This is a genomic window from Enterococcus florum, from assembly GCF_004309355.1.
Lineage (GTDB): Bacteria > Bacillota > Bacilli > Lactobacillales > Enterococcaceae > Enterococcus_A > Enterococcus_A florum.
This window is the reverse complement of the sequence record NZ_BJCC01000005.1, coordinates 89,857-105,852: the sequence shown is the minus strand read 5'-3', so window position 1 is coordinate 105,852 and position 15,996 is coordinate 89,857. Positions and strand designations below refer to the sequence as shown.

The 15,996-nt window shown below is 39.7% G+C and carries 15 protein-coding genes and 1 pseudogene; 15 read left to right on the top strand and 1 reads right to left on the bottom strand.

All coding sequences use genetic code 11. The features are described from left to right. From NRIC_RS02955 to fucO, 10 genes and pseudogenes are all read left to right on the top strand, one after another. A partial coding sequence (locus NRIC_RS02955) for a sortase (protein WP_146621212.1) occupies window positions 1-412 on the top strand: 412 nt, incomplete at its 5' end. A gap of 536 nt (window positions 413-948) precedes the next feature. Continuing rightward, the gene (locus tag NRIC_RS02950; RefSeq protein ID WP_146621211.1) at window positions 949-1,416 is read left to right on the top strand and encodes a PTS sugar transporter subunit IIA; all 468 of its coding nucleotides are present in this window, start codon (window positions 949-951) and stop codon (window positions 1,414-1,416) included. Window positions 1,417-1,431: 15 nt separating this feature from the next. Beyond that, window positions 1,432-2,268: a rhamnulose-1-phosphate aldolase gene (rhaD, locus tag NRIC_RS02945; RefSeq protein ID WP_146621210.1), complete on the top strand. Its 837-nt coding sequence runs from the start codon at window positions 1,432-1,434 to the stop codon at window positions 2,266-2,268. 11 nt (window positions 2,269-2,279) lie between these two features. Further along, window positions 2,280-2,582, top strand: a complete 303-nt coding sequence (locus NRIC_RS02940; protein WP_146621209.1) for a PTS sugar transporter subunit IIB — start codon at window positions 2,280-2,282, stop codon at window positions 2,580-2,582. Between the two features lie 27 nt (window positions 2,583-2,609). Continuing rightward, window positions 2,610-4,034 carry a PTS galactitol transporter subunit IIC gene (locus NRIC_RS02935; protein ID WP_146621208.1) on the top strand — a complete coding sequence of 475 codons (1,425 nt, stop codon included), beginning with the start codon at window positions 2,610-2,612 and terminating at the stop codon, window positions 4,032-4,034. Window positions 4,035-4,036: 2 nt separating this feature from the next. After that, window positions 4,037-5,083: a 2-hydroxyacid dehydrogenase gene (locus NRIC_RS02930; RefSeq protein ID WP_146621207.1), complete on the top strand. Its 1,047-nt coding sequence runs from the start codon at window positions 4,037-4,039 to the stop codon at window positions 5,081-5,083. Window positions 5,084-5,108: 25 nt separating this feature from the next. Then, window positions 5,109-5,561, top strand: a pseudogene (locus NRIC_RS19770) (helix-turn-helix domain-containing protein); the annotation flags it as partial. A gap of 24 nt (window positions 5,562-5,585) precedes the next feature. After that, the gene (locus NRIC_RS02925; protein ID WP_227873721.1) at window positions 5,586-7,175 is read left to right on the top strand and encodes a BglG family transcription antiterminator; all 1,590 of its coding nucleotides are present in this window, start codon (window positions 5,586-5,588) and stop codon (window positions 7,173-7,175) included. Then, entirely contained in the window at window positions 7,162-7,740 is a 579-nt protein-coding gene (locus tag NRIC_RS02920) for a hypothetical protein (RefSeq protein WP_227873718.1), read from the top strand. Before NRIC_RS02925 ends, NRIC_RS02920 begins: the two co-directional genes overlap by 14 nt. A 60-nt stretch (window positions 7,741-7,800) precedes the next feature. Then, window positions 7,801-8,958, top strand: coding sequence for a lactaldehyde reductase (fucO, locus tag NRIC_RS02915; RefSeq protein WP_146621205.1), 1,158 nt, complete (start codon window positions 7,801-7,803; stop codon window positions 8,956-8,958). Window positions 8,959-9,036: 78 nt separating this feature from the next. Here fucO and NRIC_RS02910 read toward each other — a convergent pair whose 3' ends face one another. Beyond that, a complete protein-coding gene (locus NRIC_RS02910) occupies window positions 9,037-9,759 on the bottom strand; it encodes a CPBP family intramembrane glutamic endopeptidase (protein ID WP_146621204.1) in 723 nt (240 codons plus the stop codon). 88 nt (window positions 9,760-9,847) lie between these two features. Between NRIC_RS02910 and NRIC_RS02905 the strand changes: the two genes are divergently transcribed. The 5 genes from NRIC_RS02905 to NRIC_RS02885 all read left to right on the top strand — a co-directional run bounded on the left by NRIC_RS02905 (window position 9,848) and on the right by NRIC_RS02885 (window position 15,994). Further along, a complete protein-coding gene (locus tag NRIC_RS02905) occupies window positions 9,848-10,747 on the top strand; it encodes a helix-turn-helix domain-containing protein (RefSeq protein WP_227873717.1) in 900 nt (299 codons plus the stop codon). Window positions 10,748-11,489: 742 nt separating this feature from the next. Then, window positions 11,490-13,064, top strand: a complete 1,575-nt coding sequence (locus NRIC_RS02900; protein ID WP_146621203.1) for an ABC transporter substrate-binding protein — start codon at window positions 11,490-11,492, stop codon at window positions 13,062-13,064. 58 nt (window positions 13,065-13,122) lie between these two features. Further along, a complete protein-coding gene (locus tag NRIC_RS02895) occupies window positions 13,123-14,073 on the top strand; it encodes an ABC transporter permease (protein WP_146621202.1) in 951 nt (316 codons plus the stop codon). A gap of 11 nt (window positions 14,074-14,084) precedes the next feature. After that, complete coding sequence (locus tag NRIC_RS02890; protein WP_227873716.1) at window positions 14,085-14,981, top strand: ABC transporter permease; 897 nt, start codon at window positions 14,085-14,087, stop codon at window positions 14,979-14,981. Beyond that, window positions 14,981-15,994: an ABC transporter ATP-binding protein gene (locus tag NRIC_RS02885; RefSeq protein ID WP_146621201.1), complete on the top strand. Its 1,014-nt coding sequence runs from the start codon at window positions 14,981-14,983 to the stop codon at window positions 15,992-15,994. Before NRIC_RS02890 ends, NRIC_RS02885 begins: the two co-directional genes overlap by 1 nt. The last annotated feature ends 2 nt before the right edge of the window (window positions 15,995-15,996 follow it).

Below are 15,996 nucleotides of genomic sequence, written 5' to 3'. Positions count from 1 at the left end.
TGTGTTGACCGGCCATACGGGACTGACTTCCGGCAAGCTGTTAACAGACTTGACTGAAATGAAACAAGGGGATCTGTTTTATTTGACTGTCTTAGATCAGACGCTGGCTTACAAGGTCGATCAAATCAAGGTTGTACTGCCAGAAGAGACCGAGGCTTTGCGACCTGTTGCTGGAGAGGACCACTGTACGATCGTGACGTGTACACCGTATGGCGTTAATTCGCACCGCCTATTGGTACGAGGGATTCGCACCGCCTATGTGCCAGAAGAAAAGGACAAGATCAAGGCAGTCAACAATACTCAAGTAGATCGAAAGGTACTGCTTGCGGCAATTATCACAGCGAGTGTGATGCTAGGAATGATCCTGGTTCGGCTGATTCTGCTTCGACGAAAGGGGAAAGCAGAAGAGTAAAGCTTAAAGAGATTTACATTCACTAACATTGTACAAATGTAGTCAGAATAATCTAAAAACTATCTCTCATTAAAATTTCCAAAAGGTCAAATACTTACGTAAAAGATAGGTTTTCCAGAAAATTTTATACGTATTTAGTTGAATCCCAATTAAATGGAGATAGGGGATTTGTAGAAGGCTATTGTTGGAAAGGTACGTATAAAGGACTTATATTAGAGGTATATCCAGCGATCTTTTCGAAGGTTACGGGAATTGAAGTTGTCGATTAAAGAGACGAAACTCTCACTTAAGTGAGTCTTTCTAGTAATGAAATCTAAGTACTTTCTTAAAAGATACTATCTTTGGGGAGCTGTGTAGGCAGCTTCCCTCTTTGTGCTTATTGCTAGGAAATGTTTTACAGTCAGAGCAACAAACGAAATAAGAGAACATCACACTTTTTTTTGAAGCGAAAGATTTTTTTGTGATGAAAGCGTATACTTAAGTTCTTTTCCTGATGGTAAGCTAACAGCATAAACAAAAGGAAAGGAGGCTCGTTAATGATTATTACTAAGAAAATGTTTCATCTCAATCTGGTAGATATTTACGAAAAAGATACTGATTTTTCAGGATTAGTTGATTTTGTTTCGCAGAAATTAAGTCAGTTGAACTTCATTCAGGATAGTTACCCAAATGCGATTAAAGAACGTGAAAAGGAGTATCCAACTGGATTGGAAACACCAACCTTTGCAGTGGCGATTCCTCATACAGACCCAACACATATTAAGGAACCTTTTATTTACATTGTTAAACTGCAACAAGAAGTTTCTTTTGGTCAAATGGGAACTACTGAGGAATATATCCAAGCTAAATATGCATTCTTTTTAGGGTTTAACAAAGGGGAAGATCAGTTACAGCTTTTGCAAACCTTGATGGCGATGTTTTCGAACATTGAAGTAATGGATGCTCTAGAAAGCGAGATAAACAAAGAAAAAATATTGGAAATAGTGACAAACTTTTTTGAATAGAAAGAAGGACAAATAATGATTATCCATGATATTTATGAATCACCTTTTATTAATGAAATGTGTGAAGTGACAAAAAATTTATGGCGCAATGGCTGGGATGAACGTAACGGTGGTAATATCAGTTATATGCTAGATACAGAGGAAGTCCGCCTGTATTTAGATTTGGGAAGAAGTATTAATGAAGCAGACTTAGACTTCGAAGTAAAGGAGCTGGCAGGAAAAATTTTCTTAGTATCTGCTTCAGGAAGCTATTTCAAAAATATTTGTAAGAATCCTGCAAAGAATTTGGCTATTGTAAAAATTTCTGATGATGGGAAAAAATACCATGTTTTGTGGGGATTAGAAGATGGCGGCGTACCAACTAGTGAGTTGGCTTCCCATCTAAAATGTCATGCTGTACGTCTGGCACAGGATCCAGATCATCGCGTAATTTTACATTGTCATTCGATTGCTATTTCAGCGATGACTTTTGTTCACGAATTGGATGAAAAGAAATTTACTCGATCGTTATGGGAAATGATCACTGAATGTTTAGTTGTTTTCCCTGATGGTGTATCGGTATTACCTTGGATGGTAGCAGGAACTGTTGAACTAGGATTGGCATCCGCTGAGAAAATGCGCGATTCTCGCGTAGTTATCTGGCCGCATCATGGCATTATGGGGGCAGGACAATCAATGGACGATGCTTTTGGTTTAGTAGAAACAGTTGAAAAGGCAGCTGACATTTATATGCGTGTAGTGTCCGTTCCAGGAGGCTTTAAGCAAAAGATTTCCAGTGAACAGTTGTGGGCACTTTCAGATCAATTTGGTGTAACCCCGAAAGCGGGAATTTTAGAAGATCGAAAAAATTAGGAGGAACTAGAATGGCGAAAAGATTAAATGTGATTTCAGTATGTGGCTCAGGAACTGTAACAAGTTCGATGGTAGCAGGCAAAGTAAAAGATTTTTTGGATGATATGGGGATTAAGGCAAAGACAGTTGAAGTGAATCCTGGTGGAGTTGATGGAGAAATGGCTTCAGGAAACTGGGATCTCATTGTTCATACAAGCCCCTTAAAAGGGAAATATGATATTCCTACAATCAATGCAGTAGGATTATTATCTGGCATGGGGGAAGATGAATTCTTCGAGGAACTAAAAGAAACAGCAGAAAAATTGGTTGATTAGGATGGAACGCGGAAAGGGGGAAGTGCAATGTTAGATGTTTTGTCTAATATAATGGATGCTTTTGGTGCAGCGATTGTTGTGCCAGTTATCATTTTCTTTATTGCTTTAATTATGAAGGTAAAACCAAAAAAAGCATTTAATGCTGCTTTGAACGCAGGGATTGGTCTTACCGGTTTTAATATGATCATTGGTGCGTATACACCAATTGTTACACCGGCTATCAATCGGATGGTAGAAGAAACAGGAGTAAATTTACGCATACTGGACACAGGTTGGCAGGCAACAAGTGTGGTTGCTTACTCGACGCAAGTAGGGATGATCTTTTTAGCTCTAGGCCTGGTCTTGCAGGCAGTTCTATTCGTTGTTAAATTTACAGACATTTTTATGCCGTCTGATCTATGGAACAATTACTCCTTCATGTTGTGGGGGTCTATGCTCTTTATTTCAACAAAGAATTTATGGCTGTCAATTGGCTTAATGGTCCTATCTAATCTTTATTGTTTAGTATTTTCCGAAATTGTTGCAAAAAGATGGTCAACTTATTATGGGTATCCTCGCTGTACGATGACTGCACCTCATCATATTTGTTCCGTTCCTTTAGCAATGGTTATGGACTTTATTTTGACCAAATTGGGAGCGAATAAAGTTCGCTGGAATCCTGAAACGCTGCAAGACAAATTAGGTTTTCTGGGAGAACCAACTTCTTTAGGTTTCATTTTGGGTCTGGCTTTAGGCTTAGCAGGGAACTTCATGCGTCTGGATACATTAACCGGCTGGGGAGACATCATGATTATCGGAATTGCAACTTCTGCTATCATGGCGATCTTTCCGAAAATCGCTGGAATTTTTGCTTCTGCGTTTACAACAATCACAGATGCTTCCAAACGGACAGCAAAATCTGGTGGAAAAGATCGTGTTTGGTATTTAGCTATTAATGACGCTGCGGGTTACGGAGAAACAGCAACAATATTAACCGGTATGCTGCTTATCCCAATTGTATTGCTTATGGCCATTTTCTTACCAGGGAATCAAACACTGCCAATGGTGGACTTAATTGCAATCCCTTACATGATAGAATTAATTATCTGTATCTCTAATGGAAATATCTTTAAGTCATTGATTAGCGGTGCACTTTGGTGTGCAGGCGGATTATATATAATTACAGCAGTTGCCCCGATCTTTACAGCAGTTGCAACAGAAGTAGGTGTGAATTTGCCTGAGGGAGCAATGATGATCTGTAGTTTTGCGGTAATGACCAATCATATTATGGGAATATTATTCCTGATATTTATGACCCAAAACCCGTTATGGATCGGATTATCTGTTGTTGTCTACATCATCTTATACGTTGTTGTACGAATGAAAAAAGAATCAATTCATGCTTATTTAGAGAAAATGGCAAAATTGGAGGAAGAAGCTGGGTTGATTAATGAGGAAGGGGCTGCTGCATAGCTATGTCAAAAGTTATCGTAGTAGGGGACGGATTAGTATCAGCCGATGTATTGGAAAAAGCAGCGCTTGAATTAGCTATTGAAAAACCAATTGAGGTAAAAAAATATAAATGGTACAGTGAACTGAATAAAGAACAGTTCCAAGAAAAAATTAAATTAATTGAACAAAATGGACCAGAAAATGTTGCTATACCTGAGGGGATTTTAGCGGACTTAGCGGATGCAGATTATCTTTTAGTTCATATTGCTCCAATATCAAAAGCGATGTTAGAAGCTGCACCTAACTTGAAAGTAATCGGGACTTGCCGAGGTGGATTAGAGCATATAGCTTTAGAAGAGGTGAAAAAGAGAAAGATTCCTCTAATTCATGTCATTCGAAATGCAGAGCCGGTTGCTGATTTCACGATAGGGCTGATCTATGCATTAACACGAAACATTGCTTTTTCTCACCAGCAAGTTATGCAAGGAAAGTGGCCAAAACAGTTCCCAAACGATCCCTATAAAACAACACTAGCTAATTTAACTGTAGGATTAGTTGGACTGGGTTATATTGGGAAATTAGTAGTCAGACGATTGAACAATTTAGGGGTCAAAGTTATGGCTTATGATCCATTTGTTGATCGAGAGAAAATTAAGGCTGAAAACTTAGCCATTGAATTTATGGAATTGGATGAACTTTTTGAACAAGCCGATATTCTTTCGCTTCATGTGAGAGTTACACCGGAAACTACAAATATGATCAATAAAGAATTGCTTATGAAGATGAAACCCTCTGCATATTTAATCAACACTGCACGACCAGATATTGTTAACAAGGCTGATTTCATTGAAGTGTTAGAAGCTCACCAAATAGCAGGTGCAGCAACAGATGTTGTTTGGGAAGAACCGATTCAAGCAGAGGATCCTTTATTGAAGTTAGATAACTTAATCATCACATCACATATTGCAGGAGATACCATTGATGCAATTCCACGCTCCCCTTACTTATTGAGGGAGGTTTTAAATGATTATTTTAAGCGTGGAACAAGCGATATGTTGATCCGTTTATAAGCAATGGTCCAAGGAGGAAGTAATCATGGATATGTTGGAGATACAGTTGCTGAAGACGATTCTTTTAAGTAATAGCATCTCTTCAACTTCTTTAGAAACAAAATTTAACTTGTCAAAAGGAAAAATTGATTACCGGATAAGGAAAATCAATGGGGACCTTGAAATGAGTTCTTTAGGAAAGATAAAAAAAGAAGGAATCTTTTTCACACTCACTGGAGACGTAAAAAAGATCAAAAGCTACGTGGCTAAAGTATCCCCAACAATCCATTTTTCTGATAAAGAAAGAAGCAGCCTCCTTTACATGATTATCTTATTAAACCAAGAAGAAACGTTACAGACCTTAGCTGAAAAGATGTTCGTTAGTAAAAATACAATCCTTAAAGATAAGAAAAGGCTGCAGGCAGAGTATCTGACCCCATTGGGAATCGAGCTAGATTTCTCAAGAAAAAAAGGTTTCTTTCTAAAAGGAAATGAAGTAGAGATTCGTCGCCTAGGGATCAAGATGATTAGAGAAATCGAAAAAACCAAAGATAGTTTAGAAAATTATTTAACAGTTATTGGCGTTAAAACATCTGTATTAGAAGAGATTAAAGAAAGAATCCATCACTTAGAGCACGAATTGGGCTTAGAATTCACAGAATTAAAACTGCAGGATCTCTATTTAATTAGCTACATGTGCTCTACACGATCTCAACAGGAAAATATGATCAAAGAAGGTGAATTTGGCAGCTATGTTCAAATGGTAGAAAAGGATTTCTATTCTAAAGTTTATACTGCCTTAAAGCCCTTTTTTAGAGAAAAAAATTCTTGGATTGAAGTCCATTTTATCTCTATTCAGTTACTAAGCACGAGCTTAATCAAAATTCGTTCTTCCTATAAAGACCTAGAGCTGTTAGAAAAAATAAGGGCTTTTATCAGCAACTTTGAAATCTTAGGTATCACGGATATTAAAAACAAAGCTCATTTAGAAGAAGCGTTGTATCAGCATCTTATTCCAGCTTATTATCGTATCAAGTTTGGATTGCCAGACAATGAAATGCTGTCTTTAGACAGTATCGAAAACTATGAATTTATTCATCCTTTGGTTAAGCAATCTATTGGAATGATTGAAGCCTATTTGGATATTTCTTTTCCTGAAGGCGAGTTAATCTACATATCCATTATTCTTCTTAGTTTTATTAATGAAGAATTAGATAGTAGGAATAAAAGAAAACGTGCAGTTGTTATTTGCCAGCACGGGGTATCGGTTTCAAAATTGTTATTGGGCGAGTTGAAGCTGCTCTTTGAAGATATCGAGTTCATTCAAAATATGTCATTAAAAGAATTTTATCAAGAGGATGTAGATTCGATTGATATTGTATTTTCTACCGTTCCAGTAAATACAACGAAAGAATTATTTATCGTTAATCATTTACTCACAGATGAGGATAAACTTCAAATAAAGAATGAAGTCCGTCGAAGAGTGAACTTTGATCGATCCAGAATTGGTTCAGAGAACAAAGAACTAATCAAAAATGTCATTAGCATCGTCAAGAAAAATACGAATGTAGTAGACGAAGAACAGCTGATTAAAGAGCTGCAAAATTGCGTTCTTTCTTCTGAAATGAATTTAGAGGTGAAAGCTTATCAAAAAAGAGATCCTTCACTGGTTGATTTATTGCCAATCTCTCATATTCAGATCTATCGAAAGGTGAAGTCGGTAGAAGAAGCGATCCGAATTGCAGGAAGACCATTGATAAAAGAAGGTTATGTTTCTCCTGATTATATTAAAAAAGTGATAGAACATCATGATCCGGAATATCCGTATTCAGTCATTGCTCCTGATGTGGCAATTCCCCATGCAGGTCCCGAAGATGGCGTCTATAAAATTGGAATGTCTCTATTGAAGTTAGACGAACCCGTTAAATTTGCGGAAGGAATTTTCATCAGTCTGATCATCGTCATTGCTCCAAAGGACAAAAAAAGTCATATCAAGGCTGTAACACGATTATACGAACTTACGAAAGAGCACGGATTTATTTCTGTTATGAAAAATCTACGCTATGAAAAGGAAATTCATGAATTTTTCGAGGTTAAGTGTGGGAGGAATTAAAATGGGAGGCCAAGGAATTTTATTGCGTAAAGTTACGTTGGATAAAACATTGAACCAGCTACAATTTTTTTTGAAGGGTGCTTCAATGATTTTGCTGATGTATCTGATTAATGGATTATTTCTAGAAAAAAACTTCAAAGTATCTGATATTCAGTTGTTAGCAGTTCTTTACCTAGCTGTTTTTCTAGGATTTTTATTTTTAAGAAGAAAGAAGAAATCATCAAAAGACAATGTTCTTGTAGATACGATCAAGCAATACTTTGATATTGATAAGTTTAGTGATATCGAAAAGCTAGATAAAAAACTAATTACGGAAATCAAAAATAACCGTAGATTTGTCGCCAACAGAGGACAAGTCGTTGGCACAGAAAATTTTCTTTTATTTGATTTAATAGATGGTCAATTCAAATTGATTCCAGTGAAAAGTATCCAGAAAATGACTGTTAGCAGTGTAGACCATCGATACTGTGTGCGGATAGAAACGAATATCCAAGCTGAAAAAGTTTTCTTCAAAAGAAAGAAAGAAGCCGATGAGCTGCTAAAAGAATATTGTACTAATTATTGAGAGAATAAGTCGGGAAAACTGAATGTGAATTCTGTTCCAAAAAAATTAAGGAGAAATGATATGACAATCAATCGAATGATTCTAAATGAAACCTCTTATTTTGGGAAAGGTGCGATCAATGAAATTCCTGCCGAGGCAAAAAAAAGAGGCTTTAAAAAAGCTCTAGTAGTGACGGATAAAGACTTAATTAAATTTGAAGTAGCTACTCGTGTTATCAACCTGCTTAATGAGGCTGAGTTGGCCTATGAAGTCTATGATGGGATTGTTCCTAATCCAACAATACGAGATGTGCAAAATGGAGTAGCTGCATGTAAAAAGGCGAACGCGGATTACATTATTGCTATTGGCGGCGGCTCGCCAATTGATACTGCAAAAGCCATCGGAATCATTGTGGAAAATCCAGAGTTTGAAGATGTGTTAAGTTTAGAAGGAACAGCTGAAACTAAACAGCCTGCTTTGCCAATTTTAGCAGTTCCGACAACTTCAGGGACTGCCGCAGAAGTGACGATCAATTATGTAATTACGGATGAAAATAATTCTCGTAAATTTGTATGCGTGGATCCCCATGATATTCCCGTTGTTGCCTTCGTAGACAGTGACATGATGATGGGCATGCCTAAAGGATTATGTGCTTCAACTGGAATGGACGCTTTGACCCATGCCATTGAGGGGTACATCACTAAAGGAGCTTGGGAAATGACGGACATGGTTCATATCAAAGCAATTGAAATTATCAGCCGATCATTAAGAGCTTCAGTTGCCGGAGAACAGTCTGCTCGTGAGGAGATGGCTTTAGGACAGTATATTGCAGGAATGGGATTCTCTAATGTAGGCTTAGGCTTGGTTCATGGTATGGCTCATCCACTAAGTGCTTGGTATAATGCACCACATGGAGTGGCCTGTGCAACTTTACTACCATCAATTATGGAATTTAACAAAGAATATACTGGTGAAAAATATCGAGATATAGCAGTACAAATGAATGTTAATGGAGCTAAAGAAATGTCTCTTAGAGATGTTAGAGATGCTGCAGTGCAGGCTGTTAAGCAATTAGGAATTGACGTGGGTATTCCTCAAAGCTTAAAAGAATTGGGTGTAAAAGAAGAGGATATTCCTAAGATTGCTGAAGATGCGTATCGAGATGTTTGTTCTCCAGGCAATCCTCGAGATGCCACCTTAGATGAAATCATTGAGTTGTACCAGGCAATGATGAAGTAAAGATAAAAAACAACGAATACAAGGCCGGAAAAGTTGATCTAATGGGGTCAACTTCTCGGCCTTTTTCAATGCCTCAGTCTAACTAGCAGTTTTTCCTAGCAACTGATACTTAGGATAAATAATCAAAAATACCACATAGCAAACAGATAAAAGAGAAACAGCCCAGATGTTTTGGTTTAAAGATCCTGCCTTAGACAACGATGCCAAGATGTTGAATACCGCATGAAAACCAATGACTAAATAAAGCGAGCCAGTGGAATAATACATCAGTGAAAATACACCGCCTAATAATAAAGCATTAATGACCTGCAAGGCTACCAGTATAGGTGCTGTGTTAGGATTTAACCCACTAACCATATGCAAAAATCCGAAAACTGTGCTGGAAAACAGCAAATAAATCTTTGGATGTTTACCCTTCAAAAAATAGAAAAAGATTCCGCGAAAAAATGACTCTTCCACAAACCCCACTAAAATCATTTGAAGAATAATCAAGAAAATCGTTGCAAACGGCAGGGAAAGATCGAAACCTAAGATTGCAGGTTGAATGACAACAATCATTAGGATGAAGCCGAATAAGTAGTTGTTCACTGCTCCTTTTCTAAAACCAAATTGTTTCAGACTAGAATCCTGTTTCTCCATATAGAGAAGTAAACAGATGGCGGATAATGCGAACGCCGCTATTTGTGACAAGATCACACCATTTGTATCCATTTCTAAAATCACGCTTGTTACTGAAAACAGGCTGATAATCATCGTTAATCCGATTGCTAATCCTACTAATTTGAAATATGTTTTACTCATTTTTTTCCTCCAGTCATTCGTTTTTTACAATATAGCATGGGCTTCTCGGCAAATTACCGCTATAATTCCTGTATAAAGGAATTTTGGAATGGAGAGAATTATGTACGGTGAAATCATTAAACAAATCCGAAAGGCAAAGGGATTTACTCAAAAGGAAGTCTATACAGGAGTCGTTTCAAAAACCTTCTACAGTGATTTTGAAGCAGGTAAATATTCTGTGGAAATTGCTAAGTTTGAGGGGCTGTTAAAAAATTTAGGGATTACCTATCAGGAATTTGAGTATTTTAGGAATCAATCACAGCGGAATGAAGCGAAGGCTTTGGAAGAAAAAATTGATCAGCTGTATAAGTCTGGCAAATTCGAGGAGCTTTATGATAGTTACCAAGAATATCGGCAGCATCAAACAATCGAGCTGCGTTATTTAGCGAGTCAGGCCTATCTGCTGGTGCTGATAACCAATCCCAATTTTTATCAATTTTCCAGAGACCCCTTCAACGAGATTGTAGCTGAGTTGGAAAATGCCAAGATGTGGACCTTGAAAGAAATCAAGCTGAGTAAGCTGGTGCTATTGTCTTTCTCAGAAAAAGAGAAGAAGAAAGCTGCTGCAATACACCAACGAATCTTGCAGGAGCTGGAGAAATACCAATCCTTTGATGGAAAAGTTTATTATGAAGAAGTAGGGGATTTGTATTTTAATCGTATTCAGAGCTTATTGGTCATTCACGATATTGAAGCAGCTCAGGCGTCCTTTGAGCAGTATCAGCAGCTTATTCAGCAGTCAGATAATCTGCATTTACTGATTCAAATGAAATTCAGCGAGCACTTGTTGCAGCTCTATTTGGATTTTCCTATCTATCAGCCTAAGCTGAAGGCTTTGCTTCAGCAACTAAGTGAGACACCGACCTCAGAAACCCGTTTTTACCAAATTATTTTCCAGATTCATCAGGAAAAAGCGAAAAGTTATTATGAGCGGTATCGGAAGAAGTAAGAAATGCGGACAGTACGAGTTTACGTTTAGGCAGCTGCTAGAGCTTTTTTTGTCCGTGGAAATGGAACTGTTTTTTTATGTATGTCCCTGTATTTTACTTTTTTAGAAATCAACGCAAAAGAAAATGTATCGAGTTCCTATTCTCATAATAAATGATATGTCTATTTTTGTGTTATTTTGAACGCTCAATTATTCAATATCTTCTTGACAACTACTGAGCATGAATGCTAATCTTTGGGGTAGTCGAAAGCGTTTTATTTTTATTAAAAAACGATGATAAATACATGGAGAGATGGGGTGAGAAAATGATTTTGAATGTTGATTTCAATCAAACGGTTCGTTATTACTGAACAAGCACTGAAACCTTAGCGTGCTCTAAGTCAGTATGTAAAAAAGCATTTTCTCATCCTATTCTATCAGATAAATAAACCGCTGTTCTCGGGGAATTAGTGTGCCCATTTTTTCTAATGTCTTGTTTTTTTGAGGCGTTCCGAGAAGGCTGGCTTTTTTGGAGTGTTCGAAAACCGAGTCTTTTTTAAAGGACTTTGGGTCATGAACCGTTTATTGAGAATAGATGAGAAGGCATGCTGTTGATTCGGGATGCTTTTTTCGTGTGCCAATAAGCACCTGGAAAAGCAGTTTTCCTTGTGAATCAATCTACGATGCTTTAGTCCGCTTTTTTTGAAATCAACCAATTTTTTTACTGCTTTACTAAGAATGAAAGAAAACAGAGGAGATGTGAATGTTGAGAAAGTCAGTATTGAAATATTTAATTGCACCAGTATGTATGCTTGTATTATTAGCAGGCTGTGGAGGTTCCGGAGGGGATAAAACCGACGGCAGCAAAGATGCAGCGTCTGCAAAAAAAGAAGAGCTGCGCATTGCTGTTTCTGCGAATCCGCCTTCGTTAGATGCTCAGATCGCCAATTCTAATATTACCGCGCAAATTGGCTACCATATTTTTGAACCATTGTTTGCGATGGATGGGAATTTTGAACCGCAGCCAGTCCTTGCTGATTCATACGAAGTAAGTGAGGATGGCAAGGAGTACACCATCAAATTGTTGGAAGGGGTCAAATTCCATAATGGGAAAGAAATGACCGCTGATGATGTGGTGGCATCCTTGAATCGTTGGGTGAAGGACTCACAAAAAGCAAGCACCTTAATCGGTGGATCAACCTTTGAAAAAGTAGATGATTACACTGTGAAGATGACTGCCAACGAAGCGGCATCTGATATCATTACCGTTCTTGCGAATCCAATTATGTTTGCGGCGATCTACCCTGCCGAAGTCGTTGAGGGTGCGGACGAAAAAGGCATCAGTGAATACATCGGAACCGGTCCGTATAAATTAGCCGACTGGAAACAAGATCAATATATCGAATTGGAGAAATTTGACGATTATCAAGTCCGTGAAAATGCAACAACCGGTCTAGCTGGTAAGAAGACAGCAGCGACTGACAAGCTTGTTTTTGACATTGTAACCGATGCATCCACTCGCATTGCTGGTGCTAAAAATGGACAGTATGACATCGTAGAAGAGGTTCCGCAGGATAATTATGAAGAGTTATCTAAAGAGCCGAATTTGAAGCTTGATGTTACGAAAGGCGGAACCTTGAATCTGTTCCTGAATACAACTGTGGGAATCATGGAAAAAGAGGATATGAGACAAGCGGTATTGGCCGCGCTGAATATGGATGATATTCTGCTTGCCAGCTACGGAAACAAAGAGCTTTATGACGTGAATCCAGGCTGGTTTAATCCAGATGATGCCCAATGGGGAAGCGAAGCCGGCAAAGAATACTACAATCAAAACGATCCTGACAAGGCCAAACAATTGCTGAAGAAAGCTGGCTACAACAATGAGAAGTTAGTACTGGTAACAACGCCGGACTATCCAGAGATGTACAATGCCACATTAGTTGTGCAAGAGCAGCTGAAAAAAGTTGGCATTAATGCCGAAGTGGAAAGCTATGACTTCAGTACCTTCATGGAGCATCGTGCGGATCCGAACCAATTCAGCATGTTTATCACCAGCAACAGCTACAATGTTCTGCCGATTCAATTAACGGCACTAGACAAGACTTGGGCTGGCATGGATCGACCAGAAGTAACAGAAGGCATCAAAGCTATGCGTATGGCTGATTCCCAAGAAGATGCGAAAGTTGCTTGGGATGATTTACAGGAATTCATCTATGAATATGGCGGCGCAACCGTCCTTGGTCATTTCACTGGAGTAAATGCGGTTAGCAATGATGTTGACGGCTATGAATATATGCGTTTCCCAATCTTCTGGAATGCAACGGTCTCAAAATAACCGAACCACGCGGTGAGCTGCTGCAGCGGCTCACCGTTTTTAAAGTTAGGAGTAGAGTATGCTTTCTTATATAGTAAAACGAATCCTGTCATTGATTCCAGTCTTATTTATTGTTTCGATTATTACCTTCCTAATCGTTTACCTGATACCTGGCGGACCAGCGACGGCAATTTTAGGTCTGGAAGCGAGTCCTGAACAGATCAGTCAAATGAATGCTCAGCTGGGATTTGATCGGCCATTTCTTGTTCAATATACAGATTGGTTGGGTGGTATTGTGCAGGGCAATTGGGGGGAATCCTTTTTCTTGCGGCAATCGGTGCTTGCGGCGATTGGCGAGTATTTTGGCCCAACCCTTAGCTTAGCGATTTTCGCTCAAATTTTTGCTGTGACTATTGCAATGCCTCTGGGTCTGTTGGCTGCTTATAAGCGAGGGACGACCATTGATGTGGTAGCAGTATCGATGTCGCTTCTCGGTTCGGCTTTGCCAGGATTTTTATTAAGTATGTTTTTGATGCTGGCATTTAGCGTATACAATCGCTGGTTTCCGGTAGCTGGCTATGCTGATCTTTCGGCAGGAATTGGTGAGCATTTAAACTACTTATTTCTTCCGGCATTATCATTAGGGATCGTGCAAGCCGCCTATCTAACCCGGATGATCCGATCCTCCTTATTAGAGGTCCTACATAAAAGTTTCATTCAAACGGCTCGGGCAAAGGGACTGAAGGAACGGCGGGTCATTTTGAGCTATGGGCTGAAAAATGCGGCGCCGGTCATCTTGACAGCAATCGGCCAGTCCTTTGGCAGTCTAATAACAGGAACCATCGTTACGGAAACATTGTTTAACATTCCGGGACTAGGGATGCTCACCATGTCGGCCATCAACCGCCGCGATGTTTTTGTGATTCAAGGGGTCGTTTTATTTGTGACCTTATTGTATGTACTGGTCAATCTGCTCGTTGATTTGTTGTATGGATTTGTTGACCCAAGGCTTCGGCCAGGGCGTAAGTAGGAGGTGAAGGTGTGTATTTAACTAGAAAACGTATGTCCGAAGCAGGTGTGGCGATTGTTAAGGAACAAAAGCAGCTTCGCCGGGAGAAATTACTCACCAATCCAGCGCTCATCATTGGACTGATTGGTTTTGTGGCCGTCTTTGCTGCGGCGATGATCATTCCGATGATTAATACGAGCGATCCGAATGCCATGGCAGTGACGGAACGGTTCAATGCTCCTAGTGCTGCTCATCGATTTGGGACAGATGAATTCGGCCGAGATATTTTGATCCGCTTGATGTATGGAGCCAGAGTCTCACTGTGGGTAGGCGGCTCAGTCGCAGTTTTTTCCTGTGTGATTGGGACGATCATCGGGGTATATGCCAGCTACTTTAAGCTGTTGGATCATATCCTGATGCGAATCTGTGATGCGCTGATTGCAATTCCGGGGATTTTATTGGCTATTTCTTTGATTACAACCTTCGGCACCTCAAGCTGGAACGTGGTCTGGGCACTAACCATCGTCTACACACCAAGTGTTGCTCGTACCGTGCGAGCCAGCGCACTGGTGATTAAAGAACAGCCCTATATTGAGACCGCTAAAGTCCAAGGCTTTAGCAGCTTTAACATTCTATGGAAGCTAATTTTGCCAGGGGTTATTTCTCCATTGACGGTTCAGGCTTCTTTCATTTTTGCTCAAGCGATTATTGCAGAAGCTTCCTTAAGTTTCTTAGGAGCAGGAATACCCGCACCGGCAGCCAGCTGGGGAAATATGCTGCAGGATAGCAAGCTGGTCTTCTCCCAAGCACCTTGGACCATGCTTGCTCCAGGACTGGCAGTGATTATTTGTGTATTAAGCCTGAATCTTTTGGGTGATGGAATCAGAGATTACCTTGATCCAAGAGTAAAAGGGAGGAATAAAAAATAGTGAATAAGTCAGCTGTAGAAGCGAAAAAAATACTAGAAATCAAGCATCTCAAGGTGAAGTTCCCGATCCATAAGCAGTGGCTTTCAGCCGTAGACGATGTGGACCTCACGATTCATGCCGGCGAGATTATCGGGATCGTTGGAGAATCTGGTTCTGGGAAAAGTGTCATGTCTCAATCGATTTTGCGGCTGCGGGATCAGGATGCAGTGGTCCGCTATGAAGGCGAGATTCTTTTTGAAGGCAATGATTTGCTGCAGCAGTCACTCTCCCAAATCAGAGATATTCGCGGTAATGAGATTTCGATTATCTTCCAAGATCCCTTGAACTCATTAAGTCCGGTGCATACAGTTGAAAAACAGCTTAATGAAGTGCTGATGCTGCACAAACAGCTATCAAAATCAGAAGCCAAAAAACGCAGTATGGAGCTGTTAAAACTGACCGGAATTCCTGATCCGGCAGCCTGTCTAAAGAACTATCCCTTTGAGCTGTCCGGCGGAATGCAGCAAAGAGTCATGATTGCCATGGCCCTTGCCTGCGAACCAAAGCTGCTGATTGCAGACGAACCAACGACAGCTTTGGATGTAACGATTCAAGAGCAGATTCTCTCGCTGATCAAAGACTTAAATGAAACTCTTGGCATGTCGGTACTTTTTATTACCCACGATATGGGGGTTGTTTCCAAGCTTTGTCATCGGATTAAAGTCATGTATCTCGGACAAATTGTTGAGGATGCTGAAACGGAGCAACTATTTGAAGCACCCTTGCATCCCTATACGGAAGGATTAATTTCCTGTATCCCTCATCTGGCGACCGAACGAGGTGTACCGCTGCCGACAATACCAGGAACAGTTCCGCCGCTTTCTGAGATTCCAAAGGGCTGCCATTTTTGCACCCGCTGTAAATATGCAGACGAGCGTTGCTTCCAAGAACAACCACCGATGATCGAAGCCAAGCCAGATCACTTTGTAAAATGCTGGAAATACGCTGAAGCTGCGGATGTAGGGGAGGAGTAACG

Excerpts from the sequence above, each read along its gene's own strand:
- fucO (WP_146621205.1), top strand. The coding sequence starts at position 7,801 with ATGACAATCAATCGAATGATTCTAAATGAAACCTCTTATTTTGGGAAA.
- NRIC_RS02905 (WP_227873717.1), top strand. The coding sequence starts at position 9,848 with ATGGAGAGAATTATGTACGGTGAAATCATTAAACAAATCCGAAAGGCA.
- rhaD (WP_146621210.1), top strand. The coding sequence starts at position 1,432 with ATGATTATCCATGATATTTATGAATCACCTTTTATTAATGAAATGTGT.
- NRIC_RS02935 (WP_146621208.1), top strand. The coding sequence starts at position 2,610 with ATGTTAGATGTTTTGTCTAATATAATGGATGCTTTTGGTGCAGCGATT.
- NRIC_RS02895 (WP_146621202.1), top strand. The coding sequence starts at position 13,123 with ATGCTTTCTTATATAGTAAAACGAATCCTGTCATTGATTCCAGTCTTA.
- NRIC_RS02950 (WP_146621211.1), top strand. The coding sequence starts at position 949 with ATGATTATTACTAAGAAAATGTTTCATCTCAATCTGGTAGATATTTAC.
- NRIC_RS02900 (WP_146621203.1), top strand. The coding sequence starts at position 11,490 with ATGTTGAGAAAGTCAGTATTGAAATATTTAATTGCACCAGTATGTATG.
- NRIC_RS02925 (WP_227873721.1), top strand. The coding sequence starts at position 5,586 with ATGATTAGAGAAATCGAAAAAACCAAAGATAGTTTAGAAAATTATTTA.
- NRIC_RS02940 (WP_146621209.1), top strand. The coding sequence starts at position 2,280 with ATGGCGAAAAGATTAAATGTGATTTCAGTATGTGGCTCAGGAACTGTA.
- NRIC_RS02910 (WP_146621204.1), bottom strand. The coding sequence starts at position 9,759 with ATGAGTAAAACATATTTCAAATTAGTAGGATTAGCAATCGGATTAACG.
- NRIC_RS02930 (WP_146621207.1), top strand. The coding sequence starts at position 4,037 with ATGTCAAAAGTTATCGTAGTAGGGGACGGATTAGTATCAGCCGATGTA.